This is a genomic window from Streptomyces angustmyceticus, assembly GCF_019933235.1.
GTDB classification, from domain to species: Bacteria; Actinomycetota; Actinomycetes; order Streptomycetales; family Streptomycetaceae; genus Streptomyces; species Streptomyces angustmyceticus.
Genome location: NZ_CP082945.1, coordinates 1,129,714 through 1,141,787, shown reverse-complemented (window position 1 = coordinate 1,141,787; position 12,074 = coordinate 1,129,714). Strand labels below are relative to the sequence as shown.

10 protein-coding genes are annotated in these 12,074 nt (G+C 68.5%); 4 read left to right on the top strand and 6 right to left on the bottom strand.

Translation table 11 applies throughout. The features are described from left to right. The first annotated feature begins 48 nt into the window (after positions 1–48). The 3 genes from K7396_RS05525 to K7396_RS05515 all read left to right on the top strand — a co-directional run bounded on the left by K7396_RS05525 (position 49) and on the right by K7396_RS05515 (position 3,527). Positions 49–1,263 (top strand): cytochrome P450, encoded by a 1,215-nt coding sequence (locus tag K7396_RS05525; RefSeq protein ID WP_086715466.1) that lies wholly within the window; start codon positions 49–51, stop codon positions 1,261–1,263. Positions 1,264–1,295: 32 nt separating this feature from the next. Further along, positions 1,296–2,333: an NAD(P)-dependent alcohol dehydrogenase gene (locus K7396_RS05520; RefSeq protein WP_086715468.1), complete on the top strand. Its 1,038-nt coding sequence runs from the start codon at positions 1,296–1,298 to the stop codon at positions 2,331–2,333. Between the two features lie 201 nt (positions 2,334–2,534). Continuing rightward, complete coding sequence (locus K7396_RS05515; protein WP_086715470.1) at positions 2,535–3,527, top strand: diacylglycerol/lipid kinase family protein; 993 nt, start codon at positions 2,535–2,537, stop codon at positions 3,525–3,527. Positions 3,528–3,712: 185 nt separating this feature from the next. On the opposite strand, the gene K7396_RS05510 is transcribed toward K7396_RS05515, so the two are convergent. Then, positions 3,713–4,954 carry a PP2C family protein-serine/threonine phosphatase gene (locus K7396_RS05510; RefSeq protein WP_086715473.1) on the bottom strand — a complete coding sequence of 414 codons (1,242 nt, stop codon included), beginning with the start codon at positions 4,952–4,954 and terminating at the stop codon, positions 3,713–3,715. 546 nt (positions 4,955–5,500) lie between these two features. On the opposite strand from K7396_RS05510, the gene K7396_RS05505 reads away from it, so the two are divergent. Then, positions 5,501–5,704: a hypothetical protein gene (locus K7396_RS05505; protein ID WP_143589014.1), complete on the top strand. Its 204-nt coding sequence runs from the start codon at positions 5,501–5,503 to the stop codon at positions 5,702–5,704. A 458-nt stretch (positions 5,705–6,162) separates the two neighbouring features. Here the strand turns inward: K7396_RS05505 and K7396_RS05500 are convergent, their stop codons facing one another. The 5 genes from K7396_RS05500 to K7396_RS05480 form a co-directional block, all read right to left on the bottom strand. Continuing rightward, entirely contained in the window at positions 6,163–7,677 is a 1,515-nt protein-coding gene (locus tag K7396_RS05500) for an ice-binding family protein (protein WP_158101073.1), read from the bottom strand. Between the two features lie 1,325 nt (positions 7,678–9,002). Further along, positions 9,003–9,593 carry a DUF5994 family protein gene (locus K7396_RS05495; protein ID WP_086715479.1) on the bottom strand — a complete coding sequence of 197 codons (591 nt, stop codon included), beginning with the start codon at positions 9,591–9,593 and terminating at the stop codon, positions 9,003–9,005. A 286-nt stretch (positions 9,594–9,879) separates the two neighbouring features. Continuing rightward, the gene (locus tag K7396_RS05490; RefSeq protein WP_086715481.1) at positions 9,880–10,302 is read right to left on the bottom strand and encodes a YjbQ family protein; all 423 of its coding nucleotides are present in this window, start codon (positions 10,300–10,302) and stop codon (positions 9,880–9,882) included. Positions 10,303–10,593: 291 nt separating this feature from the next. Beyond that, entirely contained in the window at positions 10,594–10,866 is a 273-nt protein-coding gene (locus K7396_RS05485; protein ID WP_086715483.1) for a hypothetical protein, read from the bottom strand. A 110-nt stretch (positions 10,867–10,976) separates the two neighbouring features. After that, positions 10,977–11,249: a hypothetical protein gene (locus tag K7396_RS05480; RefSeq protein WP_086715484.1), complete on the bottom strand. Its 273-nt coding sequence runs from the start codon at positions 11,247–11,249 to the stop codon at positions 10,977–10,979. Positions 11,250–12,074: the final 825 nt, after the last annotated feature.

Here is a 12,074-nt window from a genome sequence, read left to right as displayed (position 1 = left end):
GCGGGCGTGCAAGCGGACAGCATCGACAGGAAGAAGGAGGGAAGCCTCGTGGTCGAGGAAACCCCCTGGCAGCAGGCCCTCCGCTACGCCAACCGCGCCAATCCGTACCCGTTCTACGAGGAACTGCGCAGGACACCGGTGGCGCGGCAGCCGGACGGCTCCTACGTCGTCAGCACCTACCGCGAGGTCGTCCAGCTGCTGCACGACCCCCGGGTCACCTCGGATCAGAGGAAGCGCCCCGACACGCCCTCGAACCCCTTCGAGGCGACGATCATCACCGAGGACCCGTCCGAGCACGACGTGGATCGCCGCCGGATGATGCGGCACTTCGCGCCGCCCGAGTGTCCCCAAACGATCGCTGACTTCGAGCCCGAGATCCGCCGCGTCTTCGGCGAGCTCCTGAACGATATGAAGGGAAAGACCCGGGTCGACTTCGTCGACGAGTTCGCCTTCCCGGGGCCGGTGACCGTCATCTGCAAGGTCCTCGGCGTGCCGCTGGAGTCCATCCCGCGCTTCCATGGCTGGATCGAGGCAGCCCTGGACGGGTTGGACTTCGGCCCGGAGGCGAACGACCCGGAGCAGCAGCGCCGCACAGCGGCGGTCCCCGATCAGGTGGCCGAGTTCAGGCAGTTCCTCGCCGGCCTGATCGACCAGTACCGCAAGCAGCCCGGACCGGGCATGTTCTCGGGGATGGTCAACGACGGCGGCCCGGAGGGGCTGTCCCAGCAGTCGATCGTCAGAAATGCCATGCTCATGCTCTTCGCCGGGCATGAGACCACGGTCAACCTGATCGCCCACAGCGTGCTCAACCTGCTGCGGCACCCCGACCAGCTCGAGAAGCTGCGCCGCCGGCCCGAGCTCATCGTGCCCGGGGTCGAGGAGCTGCTGCGCTTCGAGTCCTCGGTCCAGTTCTGGCCCACTCGCTCCGCCCTCGAGGACATCGAGATCGCCGGCACCACCATCCCGAAGGGCGCGCCGATCTTTCTGGCATACGGCTCGGCGAACCGCGACCCGGAACGGTTCGAGAACCCCGACCGACTGGACCTCGAACGCCCCGACAACCAGCACGTCGGCTACAGCCAGGGCATCCATTACTGCTTCGGCGCCCCGCTCGCCCGGCTGGAGGCCCAGACCGCGGTCGGCGAGTTCGTCCGCCGCGTGCAAAACCCCCGGCTCGTCGAGGACCCACCGCCGTACCGCCGCAACCAGATTTTCCGCGGTCCGCGCCACGTCTGGGTCGACATCGACGGGATCCGAGACTGAGCGTCTGATCAGGGGACCGGAGGAGATCAGCAATGCGGGCATTCCAGCTCGTCCAAGCGCAGAAGCCACCGGAGCTGCGCGAGGTGCCGGTGCCCGACCCCGGGCCCGGGCAGGTCCTGGTGAAGGTCGGGGGTGCGGGAGCCTGCCACTCCGACCTGCATCTCATGGAGGCGCCCGCGGAGCGGCTCCCGAAGCTGCCCTTCACGATCGGCCACGAGAACGCGGGGTGGGTCGAGAAGCTGGGGCCGGGCGCGACCGGCTTCGCGTCCGGGGACCCCGTGATGGTCTACGGCCCTTGGGGCTGCGGAATCTGCGCGAGCTGCCGGGTGGGCATGGAGAACTACTGCGAGAATTCGGGCGGTCTTGGCGGCGGTGGCTTGGCTGGGCCCGATGGCGGCATGGCTCCGTACATGCTCGTCCCGGCGGCGCGATTCCTGATTCCGCTGGGCACCCTCGACCCCCGCCAGGCCGCCCCGCTCAGCGACGCGGGGCTGACCAGCTATCACGCCGTCAAGCGATCGGTGCACCTGCTGGGGGCGGGCTCGACCGCGGTGGTGATCGGGGTGGGCGGTCTGGGCCAGATGGCCATCCAGATGGTGCGAGCGCTCAGCGCGGCGACCACCGTCGTCGCCGTGGACACCGATGCCGGCAAGCTGGAGACCGCCAAGCGCATGGGCGCGGACGAGGTGCTGCTCTCGGGCGAGGAAGCGGTCACACGCATCAAGGACATGACGGGGCAACAGGGCGCTCAGCTCGTACTGGACATGGTCGGCATCGACCCGACTCTGCGCATGGCGGCCCAGGTGGCCAGGGTGCTCGGACACCTGACCATCGTCGGTCTCGGCGGCGGAGCCCTGCCCGTCAACTTCTCCAGCCCGCCGCACGAGTGCTCGGTCGCCTCGCCCTACTGGGGCTCCCTTCCCGAACTGATGGAAGTGATCACCCTCGCCCAGCAGCAAAAGATCAAGATGCTGGTCGAGCACTTCCCCTTGGAACGCGCCAACGAGGCATACCAGCTCCTGCACGACGGCAAGATCCAAGGACGCGCCGTCATCACCCCCCAACCGTGAGTCCTGTCATCAAGGCGACCGGGCCGGTGCCGGAGCCGTGACTGCCGGAGGAGGCGCCATGAAGGTGGAAGCCGGTGCGATCGCTGGACCGGGCCGGTTGCGGACGGCATCGCCAGCAGCGGGCGTGGTAACAGCAGTCGTGCCGGCGCCTGTGCCGGTGACGTGCGCCGGGCTGATGAACGCGGCCTGTCGGCGCCTGCCATGACCGAGAACACGTTCCGACCGGTGGCCGCCGCACGACGGCCGTATCTGATCGTGAATCCCCGCTCGGGAGGAGGGAAGGCGAGCCGGTTCCGCATCGCCGAAAAGGCCCGTGCGTTGGGGGCTCAGGTTCTCCTGCTCGATCCTTCCCGGCCCCAGGACCTCGCGACTGTCGCCCGACGCGCGGTGGATGACGGTGCGGACCTGCTGGGGGTGGCCGCCGGAGACGGCACGCAGGCACTTGTCGCCGGCGTGGCCGCGAAGAACGGTGTTCCTTTCGTGGTCATTCCGGCCGGTACCCGCAACCACTTCGCGATGGACCTCGGCCTGGACCGAGACGACCCTTCGGCCGCACTGGAGGCCCTCACAGACGGCGTCGAACTGCGCGTGGATCTCGGGTTCGCAGGCGAGCGGGTGTTCGTCAACAACGTGTCGTTCGGTGCCTATGCCGCTCTGGTGCAGGACCCGGCCTATCGCGAGGACAAGATCGGCACGACGGTGCGGATCCTCCCGGAATTCCTGGCCCGCCACCAAGGCCCGGAGCTGGTGGTACGCGCCGGGCTGCTCACTGTGGACCGGCCTGATGCCGTGCTGGTGAGCAACAACCCCTACCGGGCCGATGATCCGGCCGGGCTTGGCAGGCGTGCGCAACTGGACTCCGGGCTCCTGGGGGTACTGGCCGCCAGGGCGGAGACGCCCGCCGAGACCGCCGCCCGGCTGCGAGAGGGGCAGACGCACGGCCTGACCAATCTCGCCACCTCTGAAGAGGTCGTCGTCGATGCCGACGTCCCGTTCATCCCCGTCGGGCTGGACGGTGAAGCCGTCACCCTGCCCACTCCCGTGCGGTGCCGCATCATTCCCGGGACGCTACGGGTACGGGTTCCCCGCCATCGGCCGGGCGTCGCGCCCGCCGAACGGCCGCCGGGCCGGGGCGCCATCCGCCGGGTGGCCTCGGCTGTCGGGCGAACCGTTCATGGCCGTCACACCGGCTGACCGAAGCCGAACCGGGCAGAAGTACTGACTGCTTAGGCCCTCTGAGGCGGTTGATGATCCTCAGTTGCCGCAGCCGCAGCCGGGGCGGCAGTCAGAGGGAAGTCAGTGGCGAGTGTGCATCACGGTTGGCGAGGCAGCGAGCCTGCGCGCTGTCGCCTGCGCCGCATGGTGGTGCGGCTGTCGGCTCACTCCAGGACGGCGAGGTGGTCGGCGGCGGCCCCGCGCCACTCGATCAGGAAGAGGGTTGCGTCGTCGCTGGTGCTCCCGCCCCGCTCCTGTTTCAGGGTGTGGGAGAGTGAGCGGACCACCGCGCGCACTCCTTTCTCTGTGTGCTCGATGCGGTTGACCCAGTGGATGAGTTGTTCCTCACCGAACTGTTCCTCGCCGGTTTCGTGCTCCTCGATCAGGCCGTCGGTGAAGCACAGCACCCGGTCGCCGCGTTGGAGCAGCTGCTCGCTGATCTGGGGCTCTTCGCCACCGAAGCCGACCGGCAAGGTGGTCGGGCTCTCCAGTTGCCGGAGAACCTGGCCGTTTCGGATCAGCAGCGGTGCGGGGTGTCCCGCGTTGACCCACTGCAGGTGGCCCGTTGTGATGTTGAGGCGCATCATCTGCGCGGTGACGAAGTGGTCGGGCCCGAATTGTTCGGCGATGGCCCGGTCCATGAACGCGTAGATCTCGGACAGGCCGATTTCGGCGCGTCTGGCGTGCCGGTAGGCGCCGATGGCGACGGTCGCCATGGTGGCGGCATCCAGGCCGTGGCCCATCGCATCGACCATGGCCACGTGCAGGATGTCCTCGTTGAGGGCGTAGTCGAAGCTGTCGCCGGCGACGCTGTAGGCGGGTTCCAGGATTCCCGCCACCGAGACCTGCGGGACGGACATCGCCAGCGGCGGTAGCAGGGACCACTGGATCTCCGCGGCCAAGCTCATCGGCTCGCGGCGTCGGGCGAGGAAGAACTGGTCGGTGTAGCTGTGCTTGGTGACCAGCATGTCGGCGACGAGGCCGGCGAGTCTGCGCAACAAGCGCCGGTCATCGTCATCGACGGTGTCCAGGGTGAGGGCCAGCACGCCCACCTGGTCGCTGCCGTCCAGCAACGGCAGATACATCCGGACGCCGTCGTCCTGCGGTACCTCGACAGGGGCCCCGTACAGGAAGGCCGCGCCCGCGTGCGAGTCACTGATCAGCTCGGGCCGGCCGACGGTCAGCCGCCTGCCCGGCAGGGGTACCAGCAGCAGCTGCGCATAGTCCTGGAGGAGGATCGAGACGTCGCGGCCGCCGACCCTCGCCACCTCTTCCGCGATCAGCGGGGCGATCAACTGCGGCGGCATCTCGTGCGCCCGGTCCAGCAGCACCCCCAGCAGCCGCTCGCCGAACCCTTCCGACCGGTCCACCGCGCCCGTGTCCGCCGGCCGCTTACCTGCCGCCATACCCATGCCCTTTCACCCAGCAGCCTCATTGCGCCCTCACCCGCTGGACCGGCTGTCTCCAACGGGTCAGTCACCAGGCGGCCTGGCCTTCGACTCCGGTGGCTTGGCGCCGGTGGCACGGTGCGCGGGTCTGGATGAGGGCGAGGGGGAAGGTGAGCCGACCCGCGGATGACTGAGCGCAGGCGGGAAGCAACGAGGCCCTGCCATACTCCACGGTCGAAGTGTTCGAGTCCGTTGCGGCTCTTCGGCTCCCCGCCCGGTGAGGACCTGGAGCACAAGTTGCCGCCCTGCCCGGCGGCCGCCGACCGTGCAAGGACCCACTCGCAGACCCCTCATGCGACGGTGCACACGGGCTCCTGAAACCACCGTGATCAACTAGGACAGCGTGACCCAGCCAACCGGGCCAAAGGGCTCATTGAGCCAGTGGCGGCGTGTCAGACACCTTCAAGGCGAGCTGGCTTATCGCGATGCCCAAACAGCGGGTCCGCGTCTGGAGGCGATGGGCGCAACCACGGTGGCGAAGCCCTACCACTGCTCAAGGCGATCATGGAGGCTGCTGTCGATGACGACATCATCCAGAAGAGCAAGTGCCGGATCAGGGGCGCGGGCAAGGAAGAGGCCGACGAGTGTCTGGTCGCCACCGTCGAGCAGGTCATCGACCTCGCCGACGTTACCGGGCTGCGCTGGCAGCTGATGATCCTCCTCGACGCGCCCGGAGGAGCTGGCGGAGCTGTGATACAAGGACGTTGACCTGGGCGAGGGGTCGGTGCGGGGCAAGTAGGCCGAGCCCGAGCTGACCACGGGCCCCGGGGTGCTGCCGAACATGCGTCAGCCCGGCCACCTGGGGACTCCACGCGGGGCCTTGGGACTGCGACACCGCACGGCTGTCCCGGGGCCGATGCCGGAGCCAAACACCGGCCCCGGTCCTCACCTGTGAGTCGCCCACGCAACCACCGGCACCCGGGGCGTTCCGACCCCGTGTCCGTCCTGCCGACGGGCGTGGTGCCCAGTGGCTCACCGGTGAGTTCGAGTCGGGCTGTCCCCCGTCCTTGCACGACGGGGGACAGCCCTTGAGGGTCGGCCCCTCAGGGGCCGGCCGCTCACCGGAAGGCCGTCAAGTCAGGGTCTGCACTGCGTGGATCAGACCTGTATGCGAGTACCGCAGCAGGACCCGTCACGCGGCCCCGGCCGATCGGGCGCAGGCCCGGTCACACCGGCGGGAAGCAGGGCCTCAGGGTGCCGGTGGCCTGGACGGGGACGCCGCCGACGGTGGCGGTCGCCGTGTAGTTGCTGGCGCTGATCTGCAGGATGGACAGGCCGGCGTTGAGGGTGGCGATGCCGTTGGCGTTGGTCACCGCGGATCCCACCGGCAGGCCGTAGACGAAGAAGTTGACCGTGACGCCCGCTTGCGCCGGCGTGACGCTGGCCGTCAATGTCGCCGCGAACACGCTCGGAATCGGGATGGGCAGGTTGACGTGCCAGCAGGCGGGCGCCAAGCTCAGCGGGCCCGTCGCCGGAGTGACGGGGATGGTGAGGGGCGCGGACGCGACGCCGGTGCACGCGCAGGCGGTGCCGGCCGCGGTGACCGTGGCCGTGACCGTGGCGGTCCCGGACGTGTTGAAGGTCAGCGTTCCGGTGGCGACACCGGCCGCGTTGGTGGTGGCGGTTACCGGGACCGCACCACCGGTGAAGGTCACCGACCCACCGACGACCGGCAGACCGTTGCAGGTCACCACAGCGGAGACGGGAGTCGGCTGCCCCACGACCACCGGCCCGGCCACCGGCTGGATCACCACCAGGCAGGACGGCTGCGGAGTGACGGTGATGGGGAGGGGCGCGGAGACGACGCCGGTGCACGCACACCCGCTGCCGGCCGCGGTGACGGTGGCAGTGATGGTGGCGGGCCCGGCGGTGTTGAAGGTCAGCGATCCGGTGGCGATGCCCGCCGCGTTGGTGGTGGCGCTCACCGGGACCGCACCACCGGTGAAGGTGACCGAGGCCCCCGAGACCGGCAGGCCGTTGCAGGTCACCAGAGCGGACACGGGGGTCGGCTGCCCGACGACCACCGGCCCGGCCACCGGCTGGACCACCACCTGGCAGGTGGACAGGGGCGGCACGGTGACCGCGTTCGAGTCCAGCGTGACGGCGGCGCCGAGAGCCAGCAGCCGGCCGTCCACGGTGGCCCCCGTCGTGGCGGTGATCGAGGTGAAGGCGAGGATGCTGCCCCTGATCGTGGAGCCGGCGCCGAGCGTCGCGGAGCTGCCGACCTGCCAGAACACGTTGGCGGACTGCGCCTGGTTGATGAGATTGACGTTGCCGGCGGCTCCCGTGATGAGCGTGGTGGTCATCTTGAAGATGAAGACGGCGTTGGGGTTGCCCTGAGCGTCCAGGGTCAGTGTCCCGTTGAGGGTGAACGTGCCGGAGAGGGAGTTGTACACGCCGGGGGTCAGGGTGGTCCCGCCGAGTTCCGTCGCGACGGTGCCCGTGACCGGCTGGGAGAGTGCGTTGGTGTACCCGACGAGCAGGTCGGCCTGGGCCTGCGCCGCGGCGGCGTCGTTCACGTGGATGGTTCCGGTGACCGTTCCGGGAGGAAAGCCGGTCACCGCACCGGCGGGGCTCACTCCGAGGTTGCCGGCGACGACGGTGGGACCGGTGTTGGTGACGGCCGTGTTGGCGAGCACTCCGTAGGTAGCGGCGGTTCCCAGAGGTACGGATGTTGCCATCGTGGATTTCCTTTCCAAGGGCTCCGGGGCAGCCCTGATGCCGCCCTGGAACGGTGGGGGAGCGGTGCGCTTGCACCGCTGCGACCGGCGCCTGGGGCGCGGGGTGAGCTGTGCCTCTGGCTGCACGCCGGGAGGAACATGAAGGCTTCGATCGAGCGTGGTGTGCGCACTCGTCACCGCTGCCTGAGCGCACTCAGGCGTGGGCGCTCGTACCGCGTGCTCCTGGTGACGCCGAACCGGAGGTCGCCTGATGCAGGATCGTCGCCTGTGCCGTACGCGGAGGGTGTCCGGCATACAGGTCTGATGGAAAGTACAGGGGAGTCGGGAAACCGGCGGAGCTGTCGCCCGAGTCGGTCACTTGGGCGTGCAAGCGGTCCGTGGAGCCCAGCTTGAGATGAGATCCGCCGAGACCGGTATGTTCGAAGTCAGCGGAGTCGGCAGCGTGAGTTGATCTTCCACTCACCACGACTCAAAGCAGTTGATGCCTTTTCGGCTGAGAACCCTTGCCCATGTTGAGCCTTCGCGATCTAGGTCTGGTCGATCTAGTCCTGGGCTCCTCAAGGACCGACTGCCAGTCAGATCACAGCTGATAGAGGCAACTGATCAGCCGTCCAAGGATCGCCCATCAGGAAATGCCGCTGACCGCTACCGGCCAACCGGCAAAAGCATGAGTCCCCGAGAGGAATGGGCAACCTCCGGACTCACTATTGCTATTTAAGGCGTCACCGGCGGTCCCCGGATAGAGGGAGAACCCAGATGTCGCCCGAATGGCGCAGCGCTTACCTAGGGTCGCTGCCGCCACGGACCATGCGTGGAAATCACGCCTCGCCGGCGGAGCGAACTCACAGCCAGCGCAAAAGCGGGCTGGAACCGTTCGTGCACGGACGCCCCTGGGGGCAGTGGCGCTGCTGGGCGTTCTGGTGCTGGTGGTGCCAGTGCGTCGCCGCGCGACGGTGAATGGCGGCGTATCAGGGGGAGTTGTGGTGCGATCCGCGCCACGGGAACAAATTAACCGGCCTTCTCCCTCGGCCGAGGCGCCAGGGAGGCGGCCGAGATGGCCGAGAGTGGGGGCGTGAACGGCGGCGAGAGCCGGTCCGACGAGCAGTCGGCCCGGCCCTCGCCGTAGCCGCGCGGGTATGGGCAATGGAATGGGAGCCTTCGTGGGTGCGTCGCGCAACGCGGCATTGGTTGCATGTTGCGGCGCGCGAACGGCGCACTGTGGGAGACCGTCCGGATAAGAGATCAGCCCGAGGCTGTTGGCCTGGGGCTTTCCCCCGGAGCGGGTTGCAGGACCGACGTCGCGCTCGCGATGACTGACACGACGCTCAGATACCTTTCGCCGTATCCGGTACCTGAGCAATGACTGTTCGGGCGGGGGAACGTGAGGTCGGCAGGCTTGCGCCATGGCCGCCTTCGGAGTCCCAGACCGAGACCAGGGACAGTTCCACCTCCTCCGCGATCCGGCGTTGCTCCGCTTCGTTCATCAGGGCACTCGCGGTGAGGGTGCCGAGCGGATCGGCGGCCTCTGTCATGAGCCGGGCGGCGGTGGCCGGGCTGGTCTCCGGGGGGATGACCAGGAGGTCCCAGCGTCCGACGTTGTAGGAGAGCAGCAGCAGCTTGTGGGGGTCTTGCTCGGCCGTGAACCAGCCGACACCCACCACGTGCCCGTCGACGGGCACCTTCCGTGGGATGACCGGCCAGAAGGTGGGGTTCACCGTGACGCGGGTGATCCGCCCCCACAGCGGGTCGAGGACGGCTGTCAGTGCGGGAAGTTCCGCCGTGAGGTCACGGGAGCGGGGCCACCACGCACCGTCGAGCAGAGCAGGAGCGGTGCCGGCCGGTGCCAGCACGAGTCGCAGGGGCAGCGAAGAGGTCCGGTCTTCGACCGCCGGCGTATACGGAATGGTCGTGGTCATGACGCGGACCTTGCCCCGGGCCGATCACACCGGCCCGGTGTCGTGATCGCCGAAAACGACACGAGCGTGGAGGCTGGTGTACGAATTGCCCTCGGTAGTTCCAGCTTACTCCTGGTAAGGCTCACCGAGCCGATCGGAGCGACGAGGCGAACGGCAGGAGACCTTGGAGTAGTCGGCCCGAGAATGGCGAAGAGGCAGCGCCTCCCGTGCGGGCAGCCGGACACTCTCGTGCGACATCAGCTGCCAACGGGGGGCTGTCAGCCGCAGGACCGCGTGGGACGTCCGGTCAGCCGAGGAAGGACAGCCGGACCTGGCGCTCGGGGCCGTCCTGGTCGGTGTTCACCAGTACGACGGACTGCGAGGCCCCCAGCTCCAGCTCGCCGTCGACCACGGGCAACGTGGCGTGTGGCGGTACCAGAGCCGGGAGCACGTGGCCGCTGCCGTGGCCCGGACTGCCGTGGCGGTCCCCCCAGCGGTCGTCCGCGGGAAGAACGCCGCGGAGGGCTGCCAACAGGTCATCGTCACTGCCCGCGCCGGTCTCGATGATGGCCAGGCCGGACGTCGGGTGGGGGGTGAAGACGTGCAGCAGTCCGTTTCGCCCATGAGCGGCCTCCCGGAGGAACGCGGAGCATGCGTTCGTCAGGTCGTGCATGGTCTCCGTGGCGCCGGTTGCCATGGTGATGGTGCGGGTGGTGAAGGTGCCAGCCATGGTTCACCGGTACCCGCCGCGGAGGAACGGCACTGACGGCCGGATGGGTTGTTCTCCGGGCCTCAGCCGGTAGGGGCACGTGCTCCCGTGCCCGGACAGCCCATCGCGCCGTCCCATCCGAGTGCCGCAAGTCAGCTCTGACCGCGGCTTCCTCGCTCTCCCGGCCCCACATGCATCCCTTGCCGCCCCGCGCAGACCCTCGGCCAACAGCACCTGGAGCACCTGGCGGCCGCGTGGCCCGGGCAGCGAAAAGTGACAGTCGAAGGGTTCGGACGCCGCCTGAGCATGGCGTCAACCGTGCTTTTCTTCTTCGGCCTCCATGCGCCGGATGCCTTGGTGCGTCAGCGTGACCATGGCCGGCGTATTGCCCGCGGTCCAGTCGACCGTAATCAGTTCCTCGCCCACCAGATACGTGCAGGCGGCAGCCAGATCCTCTGCCGGGATCGCGAGATCTTGGGCCAGCTTGGTCCCGGTGACACCCAGGAGGCGGTTGCCTTCAGTGGCCTCGTACAGAGCCTGCATGATCTTCTCGCGGTACGCCTTCCGCTCGGTCAGTGATGCCATGACTGCTCCCTCTGGGGACAACTGTGTCGCGCTCATCGCGGCGGAGAAGCGGCGGGCTCCCGGTCGAGGGGACGCCCCTGTCGCAGCCGCGGGTCTGAGGCGCGGTTTTTTCAGACCTCGTCCGCATGCGACCGGTCACGCGCGGCTGACTCGCTGGTCACGAGCCATGGCGCGGCCGCCGCGTTGGGCTCGGAGGTGTGCGAGGTGTCCACCGTGATGTGGAGCCGGGTCCCGCCGTCGTGGCCGGCGGGGTAGCTGCGCTGTTCGGCGGCGGGGAAGCAGCGCCGGAGTACTTCTGCGACCCGGCGCGCGGCCTCGGGGGATGCGGCGACGATGCGGACCTCGGCCATCCCTGCCGAAGGCATCGATTCTACAGGTCTCATGCTGGCTTCTCTGTCAGGCGTACGAGGTGCCCAACGGCCAATGCTCACACCTACCGCCGTCAGTTATGGAACGGTTGGCGTCCTCATCGCTCCATCGCTCCATCGTGCTGTCTGCGGCAAGGCGTCCCTGCAGTGGAGGGGTGCGTTCCTCTCGTTTCGCAGAGAGGGACACCGGCAAAATTGGGAGAACTCGAAATACTCCGATATGTTCACCGTACTCTGGGCGGTTCACCGACCCCATGCGGGACCAGGCATTCGTGGAGGCCCACCGGCAGCCTCATCTGGGGCGAAGAGGCAGCCCACCGCATCCTCCATCGCACTCCCCGCGCCACGCGCCCGTAGAAACAGCGCGGCACGTTCACCTGTCCCCCTTTGGTGCTGGTGGCGAACGCTCCAGGATCGGGGTGCCGGTCAGGAAGGGCAACGCATCCCGGGAGAATGGCGAGATATACGCGTAGTGCGGGCTTGATGTACACGGTGTATCGACTGCGGCTCAAGCGGCTTCCCGATGAGTAAGCCCCAGGCCGCTGACCTGGGGCTCTGTGCGGAGCGGGTGACGGGAATCGAACCCGCGCTCCGAGCTTGGGAATCACCGGGGCTTGTCATCGCCGTTGAGGGGCTGGCCTGCGCAAACGCGGGCTGTGGGGTGGAACGGGGAGTGCTGGAGGGCACCTGTATTGACCTTGGTTTACCGCGTTTTAGGGCCTGCGGAGGGCACGGTCTCGGGGAAAGTCGGTAGGGCGCGCTGCCGGGCACCGCTCGCGGGTGCACGGGTGGGCACGGGCGCGTACGCAGCAGTCGTGATGTTGCTCGTGCAAGCGGTCA